Origin of the sequence: Paenibacillus sp. SAFN-117 (assembly GCF_051966115.1) — a bacterium.
Taxonomy (GTDB): domain Bacteria; phylum Bacillota; class Bacilli; order Paenibacillales; family NBRC-103111; genus Paenibacillus_L; species Paenibacillus_L residui.
The window spans coordinates 31010-51677 of record NZ_JBQCLK010000024.1 but is presented as its reverse complement, the minus strand read 5'-3'; the positions used below and the strand labels follow the sequence as shown (position 1 = coordinate 51677).

The 20668-nt window shown below is 50.4% G+C and carries 17 protein-coding genes; all 17 read left to right on the top strand.

The window, feature by feature from the left end; genetic code table 11:
- Positions 1-33 precede the first annotated feature (33 nt).
- The 17 genes from tsf (at position 34) to truB (ending at position 20657) form a co-directional block, all read left to right on the top strand.
- A complete protein-coding gene (gene tsf, locus ACTHRH_RS16230; RefSeq protein WP_379287375.1) occupies positions 34-684 on the top strand; it encodes a translation elongation factor Ts in 651 nt (216 codons plus the stop codon).
- Positions 685-798: 114 nt separating this feature from the next.
- The gene (gene pyrH / locus ACTHRH_RS16225; protein WP_440416548.1) at positions 799-1527 is read left to right on the top strand and encodes a UMP kinase; all 729 of its coding nucleotides are present in this window, start codon (positions 799-801) and stop codon (positions 1525-1527) included.
- Positions 1527-2081, top strand: a complete 555-nt coding sequence (gene frr / locus ACTHRH_RS16220) for a ribosome recycling factor (protein WP_144933098.1) — start codon at positions 1527-1529, stop codon at positions 2079-2081. The genes pyrH and frr overlap by 1 nt, the downstream gene beginning before the upstream one ends.
- A 175-nt stretch (positions 2082-2256) precedes the next feature.
- The gene (locus tag ACTHRH_RS16215; protein WP_379287372.1) at positions 2257-3021 is read left to right on the top strand and encodes an isoprenyl transferase; all 765 of its coding nucleotides are present in this window, start codon (positions 2257-2259) and stop codon (positions 3019-3021) included.
- Positions 3022-3042: 21 nt separating this feature from the next.
- Positions 3043-3840, top strand: coding sequence for a phosphatidate cytidylyltransferase (locus ACTHRH_RS16210; RefSeq protein ID WP_379287370.1), 798 nt, complete (start codon positions 3043-3045; stop codon positions 3838-3840).
- A gap of 15 nt (positions 3841-3855) precedes the next feature.
- Positions 3856-5001 carry a 1-deoxy-D-xylulose-5-phosphate reductoisomerase gene (locus tag ACTHRH_RS16205; RefSeq protein WP_379287368.1) on the top strand — a complete coding sequence of 382 codons (1146 nt, stop codon included), beginning with the start codon at positions 3856-3858 and terminating at the stop codon, positions 4999-5001.
- A 959-nt stretch (positions 5002-5960) separates the two neighbouring features.
- Positions 5961-7220: an RIP metalloprotease RseP gene (rseP, locus tag ACTHRH_RS16200; protein ID WP_440416545.1), complete on the top strand. Its 1260-nt coding sequence runs from the start codon at positions 5961-5963 to the stop codon at positions 7218-7220.
- Positions 7221-7250: 30 nt separating this feature from the next.
- Positions 7251-8699 carry a proline--tRNA ligase gene (gene proS, locus ACTHRH_RS16195; RefSeq protein ID WP_379287364.1) on the top strand — a complete coding sequence of 483 codons (1449 nt, stop codon included), beginning with the start codon at positions 7251-7253 and terminating at the stop codon, positions 8697-8699.
- A 165-nt stretch (positions 8700-8864) separates the two neighbouring features.
- Entirely contained in the window at positions 8865-13193 is a 4329-nt protein-coding gene (locus ACTHRH_RS16190; RefSeq protein ID WP_440416542.1) for a PolC-type DNA polymerase III, read from the top strand.
- A gap of 280 nt (positions 13194-13473) precedes the next feature.
- Positions 13474-13932: a ribosome maturation factor RimP gene (rimP, locus tag ACTHRH_RS16185; protein ID WP_379287360.1), complete on the top strand. Its 459-nt coding sequence runs from the start codon at positions 13474-13476 to the stop codon at positions 13930-13932.
- A 140-nt stretch (positions 13933-14072) separates the two neighbouring features.
- The gene (gene nusA / locus ACTHRH_RS16180) at positions 14073-15170 is read left to right on the top strand and encodes a transcription termination factor NusA (protein WP_144933090.1); all 1098 of its coding nucleotides are present in this window, start codon (positions 14073-14075) and stop codon (positions 15168-15170) included.
- Between the two features lie 73 nt (positions 15171-15243).
- Complete coding sequence (gene rnpM / locus ACTHRH_RS16175; protein WP_144933256.1) at positions 15244-15552, top strand: RNase P modulator RnpM; 309 nt, start codon at positions 15244-15246, stop codon at positions 15550-15552.
- On the top strand, positions 15545-15865 hold the full coding sequence (locus tag ACTHRH_RS16170) for a L7Ae/L30e/S12e/Gadd45 family ribosomal protein (protein WP_144933089.1): 321 nt from the start codon (positions 15545-15547) through the stop codon (positions 15863-15865). Before rnpM ends, ACTHRH_RS16170 begins: the two co-directional genes overlap by 8 nt.
- Before the next feature lie 61 nt (positions 15866-15926).
- A complete protein-coding gene (gene infB, locus ACTHRH_RS16165) occupies positions 15927-18395 on the top strand; it encodes a translation initiation factor IF-2 (protein ID WP_379287460.1) in 2469 nt (822 codons plus the stop codon).
- A 5-nt stretch (positions 18396-18400) separates the two neighbouring features.
- Complete coding sequence (gene rbfA / locus ACTHRH_RS16160; protein WP_144933086.1) at positions 18401-18757, top strand: 30S ribosome-binding factor RbfA; 357 nt, start codon at positions 18401-18403, stop codon at positions 18755-18757.
- Complete coding sequence (locus tag ACTHRH_RS16155) at positions 18754-19746, top strand: DHH family phosphoesterase (RefSeq protein WP_440416539.1); 993 nt, start codon at positions 18754-18756, stop codon at positions 19744-19746. The genes rbfA and ACTHRH_RS16155 overlap by 4 nt, the downstream gene beginning before the upstream one ends.
- Positions 19743-20657, top strand: a complete 915-nt coding sequence (gene truB / locus ACTHRH_RS16150) for a tRNA pseudouridine(55) synthase TruB (RefSeq protein WP_440416537.1) — start codon at positions 19743-19745, stop codon at positions 20655-20657. Before ACTHRH_RS16155 ends, truB begins: the two co-directional genes overlap by 4 nt.
- The last annotated feature ends 11 nt before the right edge of the window (positions 20658-20668 follow it).

The following is a 20668-nucleotide window of genomic DNA, read 5'->3' as shown; positions in this document are numbered from 1 at the left end:
CTACTATGAGAAATTTGCCGAGGAGGAAAACAAATGGCAGTAACAGCTGCAATGGTTAAAGAACTGCGCGAAAAAACAGGTGCAGGAATGTTGGATTGTAAGAAAGCTCTGGAAGAAGCAAACGGTGATCTGACTAAAGCGGTTGAAGTGCTTCGGGAGAAAGGCTTGGCGGCCGCTGCCAACAAAGCTGGACGGATTGCTACGGAAGGTGCCGTTCAATCTTACATTCATGCCGGCGGTAAAATCGGTGTGCTGGTTGAAGTCAACTGCGAAACGGACTTCGTGGCCAAGACGGATGATTTCCAAGATTTCGTGAAAGATATCGCTATGCAAATCGCTGCGACCAGCCCTCGTTATGTAAGACGCGAAGAAGTTCCTCAGGAAGAGCTGGACAAGGAGAAAGAAATTTTAAGATCCCAGGCTCTGAACGAAGGAAAGCCGGAGCATATTGTAGATAAGATGGTCGAAGGCCGCATCGGGAAATACTATGAAGAATTCTGCCTCATGGAGCAAGCCTTCATCAAAGATCCGGACAAAACCATCTCGACCTTGTTGAACGAGAAAATCAGCAAAATCGGTGAAAATATCACCATCCGCCGTTTTGCTCGTTTCGAGTTGGGAGAAGGCTTGGAGAAAAAACAGGAAAACTTTGCCGAAGAGGTTATGTCTCAAGCGAAAATGTAATAGAGAACGGCCATTTATGATGGAACACCCACCCGTGTTCCTTCTTTTTTAGCCGCGTCAGCCTGCACAAAGTTGGCAACGGTCCAAATCTATCTTCAACTGGAGGTACCTACGTTGGAACAACCCATTTTTAAGCGAATTGTATTGAAATTAAGCGGCGAGGCACTTGCCGGGCAGCAGGGATACGGGATCGACTCCGCGATGATTACTTCCATTGCAGAGCAGGTTAAGACGATCCATGATTTGAAGATCGAGATCGCCATTGTCGTGGGCGGAGGAAACATTTGGCGGGGAATAGCCGGAAGCGCCAAAGGGATAGACCGCGCCACTGCGGACTATATGGGGATGCTGGCAACCGTCATGAATTCGCTCGCCCTCCAGGACGCTTTAGAAGACGTGGGCGTTCCTACCCGCGTTCAGACATCTATTGAAATGCAGCAGGTAGCGGAACCGTACATACGAAGACGCGCTATCCGCCATCTGGAGAAAGGACGCGTCGTTATCCTCGCGGCGGGTACGGGAAATCCGTATTTCTCCACAGATACGACAGCAGCTCTGCGCGCCGCCGAAATCGAAGCGGAAGTGATCCTGATGGCCAAGAATAAGGTGGACGGTGTGTACAGTGCAGATCCTTTTATTAACAAAGACGCGGTCAAGTTTGAAGAACTGACCTATATGGAAGTGATCAGCAACAACCTGGGAGTTATGGATTCCACTGCTTCCTCCTTATGTATGGACAACAATATCCCGCTCATTGTATTCTCTATTACAGATGAAGGTAATATCAAAAGAGTAGTTCTAGGTGAAAAAATCGGAACGATTGTAAAAGGGAGTGTATCATAATGCCGCAGTCGGTGAAGAAGAACGCTGAAGAACGAATGAATAAAGCGATAGACTCGCTTCGCAAGGAACTGGCATCCTTGAGAGCCGGACGTGCGACGCCGGGCCTTCTGGACCGGATACAGGTAGAATACTACGGGACAATGACGCCCGTTAATCAACTTGCGAACATAACTACACCCGATTCCCGCACATTAATGATCCAGCCTTGGGATAAGTCTTCCATTCCGGCCATTGAGAAGGCCATTATGAAATCGGATTTGGGATTGACCCCCGCTAACGACGGTTCCTCCATCCGCATTGTCATTCCGGCTCTAACGGCCGAAAGACGGGCGGAGCTGGTCAAATTAACCCGCAAATCCGGCGAGGAAGCCAAGGTGGCTATCCGCAACATCCGCAGAGATGCCAATGACGACATCAAGAAGCTGGAGAAGACGGATATCTCTGAGGATGAATCCAGACGTCATCAGGACGACATTCAGAAAATGACGGATAAATTCGTAGCGGAAGTGGATAAAATCCTGGAAGCGAAAGAAAAGGAAATTACAGAGGTATAACCCCCTCACCCGTCAATAACCCCCTTCGTGGAGGGGGGGTTTTAGTTTTTGGCAACAAAGTCAGATATTCAGTACTACTGCCGCAGCAAGCCTACGAATTCGGCAGCAACTCGACCAAGCCTCGACAGCCCGGTTTTGCTGACCGTTTTTCTAAACCTATATGGGGGATACAACAATGTCTCAAAAGAAATCTTGGTTTGGCAAAAATAAGAAAGTCGATAGCCAAAGCATACTCTCCGACAATAATATTCCCCGCCATGTTGCCATTATCATGGATGGCAACGGGAGATGGGCCAGGCGGAGAGGACTGCCGCGAATCGCAGGCCATCATTCAGGGATGAAGAATGTCAAGAAAATCACTATTGCGGCAGATGACATTGGCATCGAAATATTAACGCTGTACGCGTTTTCCACCGAAAACTGGACGAGGCCGCAGGATGAAGTGGATTACTTGATGAGCCTTCCCCAGGAGTTTTTTCCTTTGGAAATAGATGAATTGGTCCAAAAAAATGTGCGGATTCGGATGACCGGCTGGAAAGAGGGTGTTCCGGTGCACACTTTGGAAGCGGTAGAAAATGCAATTGAGCGGACGAAGCATAATACCGGTTTGATTCTTAATTTCGCTTTTAATTACGGCAGCCGTAAAGAATTGACTGAAGCGATGAGAGAACTGGTGCGTGACGTTCAATCAGGAAGCCTAAAGTTGGAAGACATCACCGAAGAAGAATATTCTAAACGATTGCAGACGGCAGGTTTGCCCGATCCGGACCTTCTTATTAGGACAAGCGGAGAACTGCGAATCAGCAATTTTATGCTGTGGCAGCTTGCCTATACGGAATTGTTGTTCACCGATTTATATTGGCCGGAATTTTCGGAGAACGATTTTTACGAAGCCATTCGGGAATACCAGAGCCGTATTCGCCGTTATGGGGGATTGTAGCCCTTTCTTTGGAGGATGGACATGAAGACGAGAATCGTGACCGGCGTAGTGGCCGGGGCTCTGTTTATAACTTTTTTGCTATTGGGCGGCTATTGGTTCGCCGGGCTGGTGCTCGGGCTGGCCTTTGTCGGATTCGGCGAATTTTTGCGTATGTACAAGCTTAAGTATCATTTTCCGATGTTCGTCATTGGACTTGTTTTCATGCTTGTTTTTGTATTTATGGCGAATTTCGGCGTGCTTGCCGATAAGCTTCCGCTGACCAGTCTTATTTGGCTGCTGCTGTTTGTCCTCCTTGCAGCGACGGTAATTACCAAAAACAAGATGACGATCGATGATATATCGACGGTATTCGCAGGGGCCGTCTACATCGGCCTCGGCTTCCATTATATGATTTATTCCCGCAACCTGGAGCCGAACGGGTTGTTCTGGACTTTGCTCCTTTTCGTCACCATATGGGCGTCGGATTCCGGTGCTTATTTCGCCGGCAGAATGTTCGGGAAGAGGAAGCTCTGGCCGGATATCAGCCCGAACAAAACAATCGAAGGGGCGCTTGGCGGAATCGTTATATCGATAATTGCAGCGCTTTGCTTCGCCTGGTCCAAGCCCGATTTGCTTCCGGTATGGAATGCCGTCCTGATCGGGGCCGTAGCCGCGGTTGCCGGCCAAATGGGCGATTTGATCCAATCGGCGTACAAGCGGGTCAAAGGCATTAAGGATACCGGGAACATCCTGCCGGGTCATGGCGGTGTGCTTGATCGTGTGGACAGCTGGCTCATTGTGTTTCCGCTCGTTCATATCCTCTCGCTTATCCCAAATTAGGAGGGATTGCTGGCAATGAAGAAAATTTCGATATTAGGCTCCACCGGATCGGTCGGGACGCAAACTTTGGACGTAATTGCCCATGATCCGGACAGCTATAGGGTGGAAGGCCTGGCTGCAGGCACCAATCTTCCCTTGTTAATAGAACAGGTCCGACAATTCAAGCCGAGCAAGGTTTCGGTTGCCACCAAAGAGTTGGCCGCACAATTAAAGCCGCATGTTCCTTCCACGACGGCCGTTTTCTACGGTGAGGAAGGGATGATGGAGGTGGCGGCAGGAACCGAAGCCGACCTGGTCGTTACGGCGGTTGTGGGCAGCCAGGGGCTCAAGCCTACGCTGGCGGCCATTGAGGCGGGCAAGCAGATAGCCATCGCCAACAAAGAGACGCTGGTCAGCGCAGGGCATTTGGTCACGGAGCTTGCAGCCAAGCATGGAGTCGCTCTCCTTCCTGTAGACAGTGAGCATTCCGCCATTTTCCAATGCTTAAACGGGGAGTCGCCTTCGACAATTTCGAAATTAACGCTGACTGCATCGGGAGGAGCATTCCGGGACAGAACGCGTGAGGAATTGTACGGGGTGACCTTGGAGGATGCTCTGAAGCATCCGAACTGGTCGATGGGGGCCAAGATCACGATCGATTCCGCCACAATGGCTAACAAAGGGCTGGAAGTGATTGAAGCTCATTGGCTGTTCCAGGTGTCTTATGATCAGATTGAAGTTATTCTTCACCAGGAAAGCACGATCCACTCGATGGTCGAATTCGCAGATTACAGTGTCATTGCGCAGCTCGGCAATCCCGATATGCGGGTGCCTATCCAGTATGCATTGACCTATCCAAATCGTAAGAAAACTCCCACCGCACCGCTTCGTCTGGCTGAACTCGGCAAGCTTCATTTCAAGCCGATGGATATGGAACGTTTTCCTTGCTTGGCTATGGCTTATGAGAGCGGCCGCTTGGGCGGGACAGCACCCGCTGTCTACAATGCGGCTAACGAGATAGCCGTCTCCCGGTTTATGAAGGGGGAAATTACTTTCCTGCAGATCGAAGAGATCATTGAACGGGTATTGAACAAGCATCAGCTTATCCCTTCCCCGGATTTGGATCAGGTGCTGCAGACGGACGAATGGGCGAGGGAAGCCGCTGGCCGGATCGTTTTCTAAGTTTTTCCGGTGAATAAAGTCGCAGGGAATAATGCTCGAATGCGATAGGATAACCGTTCGCGGTCGCCTGGTCACCCCGATTTTCGATTAGTATAAGTTTCACCTGTTCTAATATTTCATCGGTAAACGCGCCTGTCCAAAGGACGGCGAAAGCCGTTTATCCTTGCAAGCTGCGGCTGGGTTCTGCCCGGCTTTTTCTTTGACATCGCAGAGCGAATTGATTTAACGGCTTGATTTGACCGGTGAAATATAAGGTTTATTTAGATATTGAATAAGTAAAGGAAACCCATCGTTTTCTATTGGATAAAATATGATTTAACTGTATTTTATGTAGATAAATTCAAGTAATTAGTAGAAAGTGATTAAAGTAAATGGAAAAAACTGCATTTAGAATTGAGGTTTTTTGCTGAAGGCGCCTTTTTTGCACAAAATAGCTGTAGTTTTTCCACTTAGTTTCCGTCTTTCACTTCGGAGGAGCAAAATAGCTGTATAAAATCCAGTTAGACGCGCCATCCGCTTGTACGGCACCAGCAGGAAATGGGAATAAATGGATTTTTTAGGTAGACGCGCTATCCGCTTGTGCGGCACCAGCAGAAAATGAAATTAAATGGATTTTCCAGTTAGACGCGCCATACCGTGTGCACGGCACAGGCAGAAAATGAAAATAGACGGATTTCAAGGTAGGGGTTAATGTAGCAAGCGGACATGAATAGTTGCTGCTGCGTTGTACATATAAATGGGATATAGTCGACCCGGCTTGTATTGGAAATGGAAAACATGTTAATCTTAGAACAGTAAAAACTAATGATACGCTGCCTTTATCAGGCATAAAAGCTGTTGTCCGTGGAAAGCCTGGGGGCATTTTCTTTACATCCGGGAGACAGGGTGGACTAACGGATGCGGGCGGCAGGATAATACTGTTCGGCAATACATTACCGTTTAGCTGGGAGGAACCAAGATTGGAGTATGTACAAATCGGCTTGCAAATTATCCTCATGTTTTTCGTGTTGGTAACTCTTCATGAATGGGGACACTTCTATTTTGCGAAGCGGGCAGGTATTCTTGTTAGAGAATTTGCCATTGGCTTCGGACCGAAATTGTTTACCTTTAAGAAAGGCGAGACGAAGTATACGCTCCGCTTGCTGCCCATCGGAGGTTTCGTTCGAATGGCCGGGGAGGACCCGGAAATTGTGGAGATTACTCCCGGTCAGACGATAGGAATTCGTATCGATCAGGATAAAGCGACACATCTGTTTTTGGATAAGCTGGATCAGCGCTCGGATGTTCTCCTTGGAGAAGTCGTGCGTATCGATCTGGAGAAGGAATTGTTTGTCGAGCTGGTTACCGATGGAGAGACGGTTCGATACGCCATTCATCCGCAGGCGATGATGGTAGTCCGGGGCAAAGAAACGCAGATCGCCCCCTGGGACCGCCAATTCGGTAGCAAGACGGTTGGGCAGCGGGCTTTGTCTATTTTTGCCGGGCCACTAATGAACTTTATACTTGCCTTTGTGTTGTTCCTTATTTTTATGTTTATGAACGGGGTGCCGGTCAATGTCACTCTGGGCGGAATTGAACCCGGTTCTCCAGCAGAGAAGGCCGGATTGGCTGCCGGTGATATCATCCGGGAAGTGAACGGTGAGACGATCGGCACGGACCGCAACAAGCTGATGGAGCTTATCAACGAATCGGCCGGACAGCCGATGACCTGGGTGATTGAACGGGATCAGGAGCAATTGAGCAAGGAAGTCGTTCCGAGGAACAAGGAATCAACGGAGCCGCTAGTAGGGGTTTCTCTGGCTTTCGGCACCCGTTCGGTGCAGATCGGCGAAGCTTTCACCGGCGCCTGGAACAATATGGTGCTCGTTACCAAACAAATCATGATCGGCTTCAAGATGCTGGTGTTCGGCCAATTTACATTGGATGATTTGGGAGGGCCCGTTAGGATCGTTGAGGTCACAGGGGAATACGCTGCGGCCGGGGCTGCGCCGATGATATACTGGTCCGCGCTTCTAAGCTTGTACCTGGGTATTTTCAACCTGCTGCCGATTCCGGCCCTGGATGGAAGCCGTCTGGTGTTCTTGGGAATCGAAGCGGTGCGCGGCAAACCGGTGGATCCCAACCGGGAGAGCCTGGTTCATTTTATCGGGTTCGCCATGCTGATGCTGCTGATGATCGCTGTAACATACAACGATATTCTGCGGTTGATTAAAGGATAATGTTCGTGGAAAGAAGGGCTGAGGTCGTTTATGTCTAAGGAGAAGCAATTTGTTAAGGAAATTACGCCGCAAAGCGAAGACTTTTCCAGATGGTATCTGGATGTCATACGCAAAGCCGATTTAATGAGCTATTCGCCGGTGAGAGGCTGCATTGTGTTCAAACCGGACAGCTATGAAATCTGGGAGCTTTGCCAGAAGGAATTGGATGCCCGCTTCAAGGAAACCGGGCATCGGAATGCCTATTTTCCGCTCTTTATACCGGAGAGCTTCTTCCAGAAGGAGAAGGAGCACGTAGAAGGCTTTAACCCCGAGCTGCCCTGGGTAACGGAAGCCGGTGGAGAGAAGCTGGAGGAAAGATTGGCGATCCGCCCAACCTCTGAGACGATGATTGGACATATGTATGCGGAGTGGATCCATTCGTACCGCGATCTTCCCCTTTTAATCAATCAATGGGCGAATGTGGTTCGCTGGGAAAAGAGAACCCAGCCATTCCTCAGAACGAGCGAGTTTCTATGGCAGGAGGGGCATACCGCCCACGAGGACGAAGCGGACGCCCGCCGGGAAACGATGCAAATGCTGGAGATTTACCGCGAATTTGTTGAGAATATTTTGGCCATTCCGGTCATTGCCGGCAAGAAGACTCCGTCCGAGAAGTTCGCCGGGGCGGTAGATACTTACTCGATCGAGGCGATGATGAAGGACGGCAAGGCGGTGCAGGCGGGAACTTCTCATTACATGGGAACGAATTTTGCCGTTGCCTTCGATATCCAGTACTTGGATCGGGACAATCAGCAGCAATATGTACATACGACCTCCTGGGGAGTCAGTACCCGGCTCATTGGAGCCATGATCATGGTTCACGGGGACGATCGCGGGCTCGTCCTGCCGCCGAAAGTGGCGCCTACCCAAGTGGTGATGATTCCGATCGGTCCTCCTAAAACAAGAGGGCCGGTCATTGCGCGGACGAATGAATTGTTTGCCGAGCTTAAACAGGCGGGCATTCGCGTGAAGGTGGATGACCGTCCCGACCAAAGTCCGGGCTGGAAGTTTAACGAATACGAGATGCGCGGAATTCCCATCCGGATTGAATTGGGACCGAGGGATATGGAGAAAGGACAGGTCGTCTTGGTTTCCCGGGTCAGCGGGGAGAAGCGCATGGTCAGCCAGGAACGAATCGTGGAAGAAGTCAAGCAGATGCTGGAAGATATTCATAAGGAAATGTTCGAGCGGGCCAAGGCATTCTCCAAGGAGCATTTCGGCTCCGTCGACCGACTGGACGAGCTGAAAGCATTTTTGGAGGAGAAGCGCGGCTTCGTCTGGGCCGGATGGTGCGGATCGGATGCCTGTGAAGCTCAGGTGAAGGAAGAGACCGGGGCAACCAGCCGCAACATTCCTTTTGAACCCGAAGTGGTTAAAACTCATTGTATCGCCTGTGGGGAGAAGGCTCAGCATACGGTAGTTTTCGGCCGTTCCTACTAGGAACTCAGGTCGGTGCGAAAGGGATATGCTTAAATCGCTGAGCCCGTCATTTTAGATAAACGAAGTAAAAAGACAAAAGGGCATGAGAACTTTATATCCGGCCTAAAGAACCGTATATATGGCCTCTGCCCTTTCTCTTTGCCAATATTATGGGGAGGTGGAGAAATGAGCGGGATGCCGGACGGAAGAACCCGTTTCGAGCTGCTGATGAGACAGGCGGATATTGCGCCGGAGATCATAGAGACGCACTTTCGGGATGGTTACATTGACCGGGTGGAGGTAAGCGAGAGCAACTCGGAATGGACTTTCTTCATTCATAAGAACAGCCTGATCCCCTGTGACGTATATCGCGAATTTTGTGCCAAAATAAAGGCGAAGTTCGCCCATATCTCAGAGATCCGCTTCGTGTTTGAATATTCGGACGAAGCGGTCCGCGCCCTGTTGGTGGAAGAATATTGGCCTTTAATGATTGAATGGATTAAGCATAAGGTCATATCGATTAACGGATGGCTGACCAAAGCCAAGATCAAGGTGGAGGGACAGAGGATCAGTCTGCTGCTGCTTGATCAGATCGGTCTTGAGCTGGCGAGGAAGAAGCAGCTGGACCGCTGGATTCAGCGCTATTATGCGGAATTCTTCTCTATGCAATATGACGTCGTTATGCAAATCGGGGAATCGGCCGAGGAAGAATACCTGGCGTTCGCCAAGATGATCGAGGAAGAGGAAAGAACCGTCACCCAGGAAATGATGGTTTCTGTAGAGAAGGAAGCGGCGGAGGCACGTAAATCCGATGACCCCGCCTCGTTGATGATCGGTTTTGAGATCAGGGATGTCCCGGTTCCTCTGATGTCCATCAAGGAAGAGGAAAAGAAGGTCACGGTGCAGGGGCTAGTGTTTGACTTTGATCGTAAGGAATTGAAGAACGGCAGCACTTTATTTTTATTTAATTTGACTGATTTTACGGATTCGATCGCTGTCAAGGCGTTTGCCCGAACCAAAGAGGATGTCAAGCTGTACAGTCTTATCTCTAATGGCAAATGGCTCAAAATGAGAGGAAAGGTAGAATACGACCGGTTTACCAATCCTCCCGAGCTGATGTTCGTTCCGCAGGATGTCAATGAAGTGAGCCCGCCCGACGACCGCTCCGATGATGCGGAAACGAAGCGGGTGGAGTTCCATCTGCACACGACAATGAGCGCCATGGATGCCGTTACTCCTGTAGACCAATATATTAAGCGGGCGGCGAAATGGGGACACAAGGCGATTGCCATTACCGATCATAGCGGCGTCCAATCCTTCCCCGAAGCTAATCATGCTGCTCATAAGCATGGGATCAAAGTCATTTATGGCCTGGAGGCCAACGTCGTCAATGATTCGATTCCGATCGTCACTCGTCCGGATTCGCGTAAATTGGCCGATGCGACTTATGTCGTATTTGATATAGAAACGACCGGTCTCTCTGTGCTGGATAACAAAATTATCGAGATTGCCGGGACGAAAATGAAAGATTCGCAGGTGATAGACCGTTTCTCCAGCTTCGTCAATCCGCATGAGAGAATACCCTACCATATTACTCAATTGACGAATATTACGGATGAGATGGTGGTGGGGGCGCCGGATCTCGAGGATGTGCTGCCCAAATTTGTCGAATTTGTCGGAGACAGTGTGCTGGTAGCCCATAACGCGACTTTCGACATGGGATTCATTCAGCATTATTGCAAGCAGCTGGGGTTAGGGGAATTGTCCAATCCGTCGCTGGATACGCTGGAAATGGCAAGAATGCTCTATCCTACTCTAAAGAATCACCGTCTGAACACCCTTGCCGACAAATTCAAGGTCAGCCTGGAGAATCATCACCGCGCGATTGACGATGCCGAAGCCTTGGGAAGTATTCTATTCCACATGATCAAGGATGCTCTTGAGCAGGAAATAGAAGATTTGTCTTCGCTAAATCGATTTGTCGGGCAAGATTTGTCCAATACGCGGCCTTTTCACTGCTGTGTCTATGCACTTAACTCCTTGGGCAAGAAAAATTTGTACAAGCTGGTCTCCCTGTCACATACCGATTACTATAATAGAGTTCCGTGCATCCCTAAGAGCAAGCTGACGGAGCATAGAGAAGGACTCCTCGTCATATCCGGCTGCGAGAAGGGCGAATTTTTCGAAACCGTGCTGAATAAATCGCAGGAGGAAGCCGAAGAGGTAGCCCAATATTATGATGTGCTCGAAATTCAGCCTATTGATTTTTATATGCATTTGGTAGACAAAGGATTGGTAGGCAGCCGGGAACAGTTGGAGAATGCGCTCCGTAGAATCGTCCAAATTGGAGAAAAGCTGGGCAAACCGGTCATTGCGACGGGGAATGTCCATTATCTGGATCCTAAAGATAAAATTTGCCGCGATATTACGATCAATGGCATCACCGGATTCAGCCCGCTGAAAGACTTGCGCAAGCCGGATGCGCATTTGCGTACTACGGACGAAATGCTGCAGGCTTTCTCTTTCCTGGGCGAGAAGAAAGCTTATGAAGTGGTGGTAACGAATACCGACTCGCTGGCGGACCGGTTCGAGGAGATAGAGCTCTTCCCGCGCAAGGGGGGGCCGACGGACAACGGCTTGTTCTCCCCTATCATTGAAGGGGCAGACGAGGAGATTCGAACTACCTGCTATGAGACGGCCAAGAGCATCTATGGCGATCCGCTGCCGCAAATTGTTATTGACCGGCTGGAGAAAGAATTGAAGCCGATTATTCAATACGGGTTCTCTGCGAACTATCTGATTTCCGAACGATTGGTCAAAAAATCGAACGCCGACGGGTATTTGGTCGGCTCCCGGGGATCGGTCGGTTCCTCTTTCGTAGCCACCATGCTCGGAATTTCAGAGGTAAATCCGCTGCCTCCTCATTATATATGCGCCCAATGCAAGCATAGCGAATTTTTTACGGATGGAAGCATTCCGAGCGGATTCGACCTCCCGGATAAGGAATGTGAGCAATGCGGAGGCCGGCTGAAGGGGGAAGGGCAGGATATTCCGTTCGAAACCTTCCTGGGGTTCAAAGGGGACAAGGTGCCGGATATCGACTTGAACTTCTCCGGGGAATACCAGCCGGAAGCCCATAACTTTACGAAGGTGATGTTCGGGGAGAAGAGTGTCTTCCGCGCCGGAACGATAGGTACCGTTGCGGACAAAACAGCGTTCGGCTTCGTCAAGAAGTATGAGGAGCTGAAGGGGGAAAGCTGGCGGAATGCAGAGCTGAGGCGTCTGGCTATGGGATGTACCGGCGTTAAACGAAGCACGGGCCAGCACCCGGGCGGGATCGTTGTCGTTCCCGATTATATCGAGGTAGAGGACATTACTCCGGTTCAATATCCGGCTGACGATACGAAATCCGAGTGGAAGACGACTCACTTCGACTACCATGCTTTCGACGAGAATCTGCTTAAGCTCGATATTCTCGGGCACGATGATCCGACGATGATGAGAATGCTCCAGGATCTGACCGGGGTCGATCCGACAACGATACCGATGAATGATCCCAAGGTGATGAGCATCTTTAACTCTACGGAAGCCCTGGGAGTGACGCCTGAGCAAATCCGTTCGCCGGTGGCCACCTACGGAGTGCCCGAGATGGGGACCAAATTCGTCCGGCAGATGCTGCAGGAGACGCAGCCTTCCTCTTTTGCGGATTTGCTGCAGATTTCGGGTCTGTCCCACGGAACCGGCGTATGGTTAGGGAATGCCCAGGAATTGATTCGCAACGGGACCTGCAACATCAAGACAGTGATCGGCTGCCGCGACGATATTATGCTGTATCTCATCTATAAAGCAGGGATGGAAGCCGGCCTCGCCTTCAAAATTACTGAAAGCGTACGGAAAGGGCGCGGGCTGACGGAAGAATGGAAGGAAGAGATGCGAAAGCACAATGTTCCGGCCTGGTATATCGATTCCTGTGAGAAAATTGAATATATGTTTCCCAAAGCGCATGCCGCCGCTTATGTTATTTCCGCAGTGCGGACCGCATATTTCAAGGTGTACCATCCGATTGAGTTCTACGCTACATACTTCTCGGTTCGCGCGGAAGATTTCGATGTGGAATTATTCTGTCAAGGCTATGACGCGATTATGAGAAAGCTGAATGAGATTGAGGAGAAGGGCTTCCAGGCGACTGCGAAGGAAAAGAGCATGGTATCCGTTCTCGAAATGGGGCTGGAGATGACGGCACGGGGCTTCACTTTCAAGCCGATTGATTTGATGCTGTCCGATGCCACCCGTTTCATCATTCGCGGGGATTCCCTGATTCCGCCTTTCTCCGCCGTTCAGGGGATCGGGGAGACGGCGGCCAAGCATATAGCGGCTGCCAAGGAGGATGGGGAGTTTCTTTCGATGGAGGACTTCCAGAACCGGGCCAAAGTTTCCAAGACCGTCCTCGAAATCTTGAATGGAATGGGCTGCTTCAGAGGAATGCCGGAATCCAACCAGCTCTCACTTTTCTAGGCATTCGACGACACCTGCGAAGAGGCGTCCGATAAGAGCAAGGTTTAGACACTGATCCTGCCGGGGTGTGGACGGAATAAGCTTCGAAGGATAAGCCGCTAAGCGGGCTTATTTTTAACAGCCTATTGTAAGGAAAACTCTGTTATGTTATAATTTCTTTTGGTAATAATGATGATATGCGATCGCTTTCGGAGAGTGGGGAAACCCACTCTTTACATTTTGATATAGCCATGCAGGAAGTCCAACCAAGCAGATAATGCAGCGTAAGGGGGCAGTACTATTGAGTTCGCACATCAAAACAACCGTGGAGAAGATGATCCAACCCTATTTGGAAGAACACGCAATGGAACTGGTCGATATCGAATATTTGAAGGAAGGCAGCAACTGGTTCCTCCGTGTTTATGTTGACAAGGAAGGCGGAATCGACATTGACGACTGCGGAAGGCTGAGCGAATATTTGAGCGCTAAGCTGGATGAGAAGGATCCGATTCCGAACGCCTACTTCTTAGAAGTATCCTCCCCCGGAGCGGAGCGACCGCTCAAGAAGCCGGAAGATTTCGTGAAGGCGGTTGACAAGCATGTGTTCGTAACTACATATGAGCCGGTGGATGGATTGAAGGAGTTTGAAGGCAGGCTGAAGTCTTATGACGGCAGCGAGCTGGTTATCGAGGTGGGCAAGAAACAGCATACGATTCCAACTGAGAAAATGGCTAGCGCTAGGCTTGCCATCGTTTTTTAAAAATATAAGAAAGTATAAGTTTCACCTTATACCTGTCTTATATTTCATCGGTTAAACGAGCCTGTCCCAAGGACGGTTCCTATGTGGTAAAATTTCCGAAGTTTTCGGCTGTTAATTATTGAAAGGGGGAAAGAAGTTCAATGAACACCGATTTTATTGAAGCGCTGCACGAGATTGAAACTCAAAAGGGTATCAGCAAAGATATCCTGATTGAGGCGATCGAGGCGGCATTGATTTCCAGCTACAAACGAAATTTCAACACGGCCCAGAATGTACGGGTCGACATTAACCGGCAGACCGGCTTGATTAAGGTATATGCCCGTAAAACGGTTGCGGATGAGGTGCTTGATCCGCGTCTCGAAATCTCTCTGGATGCGGCCAGAGAGATTAACCCGAACTATCAGTTGGACGACATCGTCGAGATTGAGGTAACTCCTAAGGATTTTGGAAGGATTGCGGCTCAGACGGCTAAGCAGGTCGTGACCCAAAGAATCCGCGAAGCGGAAAGAGGCCTTATCTATAACGCTTTTATTGAGAAGGAAGAAGATATCGTTACTGGAATCGTTCAACGGCAGGATACCAGAAATATTTATGTGGATCTGGGCAAGGTTGAAGCGGTGCTTCCTCTCAACGAATTGATGCCGACCGATAAATTCAAGCATGGAGATCGCATTAAGGCGTATATTACCAAAGTCGAGAATACGACGAAGGGGCCGCAAATTTTTCTGTCCCGTACTCACCCGGGCCTCCTGAAAAGATTGTTTGAGCTGGAGGTTCCGGAAATTTTCCAAGGCGTAGTGGAGATTCGGTCGGTGGCCCGGGAAGCGGGCTTCCGTTCCAAAATTGCCGTCTATTCCCGCGATGCGGAAGTGGACGCGGTTGGTTCCTGTGTTGGGCCGAAAGGCGTGCGTGTACAGGCGATCGTCACCGAGCTTAAAGGGGAGAAGATCGATATCGTCCGCTGGTCCGAAAATGTGGAGGAATACGTAGCCAATGCGCTCAGCCCGTCCAAGGTGCTTGAGGTTAACGTATTTGAAAGCGAGAAGATGTCCAGGGTCATCGTTCCGGACTATCAGCTGTCGCTGGCCATCGGAATCAAAGGGCAGAACGCCCGTCTGGCCGCCAAGCTGACCGGCTGGAAGATTGATATTAAGAGTGAAACGCAGGCCGAGCAGGAATTCGGCCGGGAGAAAACTTTTACAGAAGAGATGCCTCAGGATTCGGCAAGCTTTGATTAAAGCGTTCGCTGATGCATGACTAATTTGTGAGGCTCGTATAATACAAGGCAGTTCTTGGGAGCGGGTGATGGAATTGAGGCAGAGAAAAGTACCCTTAAGAAAATGTGTAGCTTGCCAGCAAATGATGGCCAAGAAAGAATTGATTCGCGTGGTCAAAACGCCAGACGATGAAATCTTGATTGATCTGACCGGCAAGAAGTCGGGAAGAGGAGCTTATCTCTGCGGCAAATTGTCCTGTTTCAAGCTCGCCAAAAAAAGCAGAGCTTTGGACAGGGCTCTCAAACACAGCGTCGGCGATCAGATTTATGATCAGCTGGAGCAGGATTTTATTCGAGTGGAAGATGAATTTTTAGCTGCTAAGGAAGAGTCGGACGATGAATAGCAATAAATTGTTATCCGGTCTTGGTCTAGCCATGCGGGCGGGGAAGCTTGTCACCGGTGACGAAGGGGTGCTGGACGCCATCCGCACCGGGAAAGCAAAGCTGGTCCTTCTCGCAGTTGACGCTTCCGAGAATACAAGCAAAAAGTTCAGGGACAAATGCCTGACTTATCAAGTCCCTTTAATCGAATACGGTACTCGGGAACAACTGGGATCTAGTGTCGGTAAAGCGGAACGGGTCATAATGGCGGTTACCGATCCCGGATTTGCACAGGTGATAGCAAGGGCGAAGGCAAATCTAGCGGAGGTGGAGTAATTTGAGTAAAAACGAAAACAAAGATAAATTGAGGGTTTATGAATATGCCAAGTCTTTAAACATGAGCAGCAAAGAAATCATTACCATATTAAAGCGTCTAAATATTTCGGTCAACAATCATATGAGCGTGATGGAGAGGGAGGCGGTGGAGGCCGTGGAGAAATTTTTCCGCGACGTCAAGGCTAATGCCGCCGCGAAACGGGCTGCTTCGGAGGATAGTGCCGCAGTGAGTTCAGCAGCGTCCGCCCCCAAGAAGCAGCCGTCACAATCGGCCGCTGGAGGGGAAGACATGAAGAAAAACCAAGGAACAGGACAGCAAACGAAACAGTCATCGCCGCGCAATCAATCTCAGCAAGGTTCATCGAATACACCTAATAAGAAAAAGCAGGGCAATGGCGGAGGTCAGAATCAGCAAGGAAGTAACAAGCCTGCCGCAGGCCGTGATGCACGCCCGCAAGGGGGACAACGGCAGGACGGCAACCGGAATCGCAAGCCCGAAACTGTAGCAGCGGCGGATTCCGCTTCCGGGAATGCGAATCGGAACAATAATCGCGGACCGCAGCCCAAGACAAACGGGAAAGTTCCGCGCAGTCCGCTGGGCGGCGTAGATGATCTGGATATTAAAGCTAACGAAGGAGTCACCAACAAAAAGACGAAGCCGAATCAAAGACGCTTCGATGACAATAAAGCAGGCTCTTCCAAAGGTAATTTCCGGAACAACCGTTCAGGCAAAGGAGGCAGACAGCAGTCTCCCGTGCGTAAAGAAAAGGTGGACAACACTCCGAAGAAGATTATCGTTCGCGGAACGATGACCGTAGGCGAGCTGGCCAAGCTGCTGCATAAGGATGTATCCGAAGTCATTAAGAAGCTGCTCTTCCTGGGAGTTATGGCGACCATTAACCAAGAGCTTGATCTTGATACGATTCAATTAATTGCATCGGAATATGGTGTGGAAGTCGAATTGAAAATTCCGGTAGATGAAGAGAACTTCGAGCTGATTGAAGAAGTGGACGATGAAGCCGATCTGATGGAACGTCCTCCGGTTGTTACCATTATGGGTCATGTTGACCATGGTAAAACGACCCTGCTGGATGCCATCCGTTCTACAAGCGTAACGGAAGGGGAAGCGGGCGGAATCACTCAGCATATCGGGGCCTATCAGGTGGAAGCACAGGGCAAGAAAATTACATTCCTGGATACTCCGGGCCACGAAGCCTTCACCACGATGCGTGCCAGAGGAGCACAGGTTACGGATATTACCATTCTTGTCGTTGCTGCCGATGACGGCGTCATGCCGCAAACCGTAGAGGCGATCAGCCATGCCAAAGCGGCAAATGTGCCTATTATCGTTGCGGTTAACAAAATCGACAAGCCTGAAGCGAATCCGGACCGGATCAAGCAGGAATTGACCGAATATGAGCTTGTCCCTGAGGAATGGGGCGGAGATACGATCTTCGTCAATGTCTCAGCCAAGCAGAAGATCGGCCTTGAGAATCTGCTCGAGATGGTTCTCCTTGTCGCCGAGGTGCAGGAGTTGAAGGCCAACCCGAACAAACGCGCCAGAGGAACGGTGATTGAGGCCGAGCTGGATAAAGGAAGGGGACCGGTTGCCCGCATTCTGATTCAGCATGGTACGTTGAAGGTTGGAGACAGCTTTATTGCCGGGGTTTGCTTTGGCCGCGTGCGTGCAATGGTCAATGATAGAGGCAAGAAGCTGAAGGAAGCCGGGCCGTCCACTCCGGTAGAGATTACCGGACTGACGGAGGTGCCTCAAGCCGGTGATCCGTTCCTGGCTTATGAGGATGAGCGCAAGGCGAGAGCGATCGCCGAGAAGCGGGCCTCTACGCTGAGGCAGTCCGAGATGGGTGCGAGCTCCCGCGTTACGCTGGATGATTTGTATAAGCATATCAAGGAAGGCGAAATCAAGGAGCTCAACATCATTATTAAAGCGGACGTTCAAGGTACCGTGGAAGCTCTGAGAGGCTCGCTGGAAAAAATCGATGTAGAGGGCGTGCGGGTTAAAATTATCCACACTGGCGTAGGAGCGATTACCGAATCGGATATTATCCTTGCCTCGGCCTCCAACGCGATTATTATCGGCTTTAACGTTCGTCCGGAACCGGCGGCGAAAGTGACCGCGGATCAGGAGAAGGTGGATATTCGACTCCATCGCGTAATTTACAGCGCCATAGAGGAAATTGAATCGGCGATGAAGGGAATGCTCGATCCGGAATATAAGGAAAATGTCATCGGACACGCGGAAGTCAGAGAAACCTTCCGTATATCCAGGATCGGTACGATTGCCGGCTGCATGGTTACTCAAGGTAAAATCATTCGCTCGGCGGAAGCTCGCCTGATTCGCGACGGAATCGTCATCTACGAAGGCCATCTTGACTCCCTGAAGAGGTTTAAGGATGATGCCAAAGAAGTAGCTCAAGGATATGAATGCGGAATTACATTGGAACGGTTTAACGATATCAAAGAAGGAGATATCATTGAGGCGTTCGTAATGGAAGCCGTTGAGAGGTGATTGCAATGTCCAGAATCCGTACGGGCAGAGTGGGAGAACAAATCAAGAAAGAGCTAAGCCAAATCATTCAGAACGAATTCAAGGATCCGAGAATTGGTTTTGTAACGATTACCGGCGTGGATGTGACGAATGATCTCTCCCAAGCCAAGGTTTATCTGAGCGTCTTAGGTTCCGATGAAGAGAAGGAAGAGACTTTAAAGGCGCTGAATCGCGGGATGGGGTTTCTGCGGTCGGAATTGTCCAAACGAATCCGGCTTAGGGTTACTCCCGAGCTGATCTTTAAATTCGACACTTCGATCGATTACGGAACCCGCATCGAGAAATTGCTGGGACAAATTAACGAGGAGAAGCCGAAGCCATGACAGGCAAAGGGAATGATTCCGAGAAGCAGGTGATGGCGGCCGTTGAATTTATTCGCCGCCATGACCGGTTTCTGGTCGTGTCGCATCTTAATCCGGACGGGGATGCCATCGGCTCCACCTTGGCGGTCGGTTTAATGCTGGAGTATTTGAACAAGACCTACAAGATGGTTAATGAGGACCCGCTTCCCTCCAAATTCAATCTTCTGAGGGGCAGCGACCGGGTGCTGCTTGCTTCCGAGCTGTCGGAAGATGAGCCGTATGACGCCGTTATCAGTCTCGATTGTGCGGATTTTCGGCGAATGGGAGAGCTGCATAAGCGAGTTCAACCGGAAACTCCACTGCTCAATATCGATCATCATGCCACAAATGAAGGGTTTGGCACCTGCGTCTGGATTGAAGCCGAGGCTGCCGCAACCGCGGAAATGCTGTACGCTTTGGTGAACGGATTGGGCATTCCATGGACTGAAGATTTGGCGAAGTGCATCTATACCGGGTTGTTGACCGATACCGGCGGTTTTCGTTATGCGAATACAGGCCCCCAAGTACTGCGCATTGCCTCCGAGATGCTGGATTACGGGGTGCGGGCCAGCGAGCTGGCCAACGTTCTGCTGGAGCAGATGACTTACCCTCAGCTTGTTCTGCTGCAGAAGTCGCTCGCCCGGCTTTCTTTCGCCTATGAACGCAGGGTAGCCTGGGTCAGCGTGACCGCCCGGGATATGGCCGAAGCGCAAGCGGCGAACGAAGATATAGAGGGACTGGTCAATTATCCGCGCAATATCGAAGGGGTGGAAGTGGGCCTGTTGTTTAAGGAAACAGGGGAAGATACTTTCAAGGTCAGCTTGCGCTCCAACGGTAAAGTGGACGTGGCACGAATTGCCAAATCATTCGGCGGGGGCGGACATACGTTAGCGGCAGGATGTACGCTGACGGGAACATTGGATCAGGTAACCTCACAATTAGTAAAGGAAGTAGGTTTGGCTCTCGAATGACGTTGGAAGGCGTGTTGCCGGTATTGAAGCCGGCGGATTATACATCTCATGATGTGGTGGCCAAGGTTAGGCGGATCACCGGGATGAAAAGGATCGGCCATACCGGAACGCTGGATCCTAAAGTAACGGGCGTACTTCCTCTCTGTATCGGAAGGGCTACCCGGGTGGTTGAGTATATTCAGGACATGCCGAAAGAATATGAAGCGACCCTTACGCTGGGTTTGGCAACCGATACGGAGGATCTAAGCGGCAGGATAGTGGAGGAAGTGGAAACTGTACAGGTCAGCGAGGATCAAATTCGTGCAGCTGTGCAGTCGTTCATCGGTACGATCGAGCAAATACCGCCCATGTACTCCGCGGTGAAAGTGGAAGGACGGCGTTTATACGAACTGGCCAGAATGGGGCAGGAAGTCGAAAGGAAGAAAAGACAGGTAACCATCTATGGAATCGACCTTCTGGAAATGAAGCTGGACCGTCCTCATCCTGAAATAAAGTTTAGGGTGCGCTGCTCCAAAGGAACCTATATTCGAACCTTGTGCACGGATATGGGGAGGCAATTAGGATATCCTGCGGTTATGTCTGACCTGGTCCGCTCATCGACCGGGGCAATTACGCTTGATCGATGCCTGTCCATTCCGGAAATCGAAGAGCTGATGAAGGAAGGCAGGCTTTCCGAACGGCTGATACCGACTGATCAAGCAATCCCCCATATTCCCAAGGCATACGTGTCGGAAGCGCATGCTGTCAGAGCTCTGCAAGGCCGAATGGTCCGCCCGGAGGAACCTCTAGCCGAAGAATGGAACGGACGAGTCATGCGGGTTTATTCGGCAGCCGCAAATCATCCATTTCTTGGAATTTTCCGATGGGACGCAGAGCGCGCTCTTCTGATTCCGGAGAAGATTTTCAATTAAGCTGACATCTC

Bases quoted from the DNA above. Each gene is read 5' to 3' on its own strand.
- ACTHRH_RS16155 (WP_440416539.1), top strand. From the start codon at position 18,754: ATGACAGGCAAAGGGAATGATTCCGAGAAGCAGGTGATGGCGGCCGTT.
- rbfA (WP_144933086.1), top strand. From the start codon at position 18,401: ATGTCCAGAATCCGTACGGGCAGAGTGGGAGAACAAATCAAGAAAGAG.
- ACTHRH_RS16190 (WP_440416542.1), top strand. From the start codon at position 8,865: ATGAGCGGGATGCCGGACGGAAGAACCCGTTTCGAGCTGCTGATGAGA.
- infB (WP_379287460.1), top strand. From the start codon at position 15,927: ATGAGCAGCAAAGAAATCATTACCATATTAAAGCGTCTAAATATTTCG.
- ACTHRH_RS16170 (WP_144933089.1), top strand. From the start codon at position 15,545: ATGAATAGCAATAAATTGTTATCCGGTCTTGGTCTAGCCATGCGGGCG.
- ACTHRH_RS16215 (WP_379287372.1), top strand. From the start codon at position 2,257: ATGTCTCAAAAGAAATCTTGGTTTGGCAAAAATAAGAAAGTCGATAGC.
- truB (WP_440416537.1), top strand. From the start codon at position 19,743: ATGACGTTGGAAGGCGTGTTGCCGGTATTGAAGCCGGCGGATTATACA.
- frr (WP_144933098.1), top strand. From the start codon at position 1,527: ATGCCGCAGTCGGTGAAGAAGAACGCTGAAGAACGAATGAATAAAGCG.
- ACTHRH_RS16205 (WP_379287368.1), top strand. From the start codon at position 3,856: ATGAAGAAAATTTCGATATTAGGCTCCACCGGATCGGTCGGGACGCAA.
- ACTHRH_RS16210 (WP_379287370.1), top strand. From the start codon at position 3,043: ATGAAGACGAGAATCGTGACCGGCGTAGTGGCCGGGGCTCTGTTTATA.
- proS (WP_379287364.1), top strand. From the start codon at position 7,251: ATGTCTAAGGAGAAGCAATTTGTTAAGGAAATTACGCCGCAAAGCGAA.
- nusA (WP_144933090.1), top strand. From the start codon at position 14,073: ATGAACACCGATTTTATTGAAGCGCTGCACGAGATTGAAACTCAAAAG.
- tsf (WP_379287375.1), top strand. From the start codon at position 34: ATGGCAGTAACAGCTGCAATGGTTAAAGAACTGCGCGAAAAAACAGGT.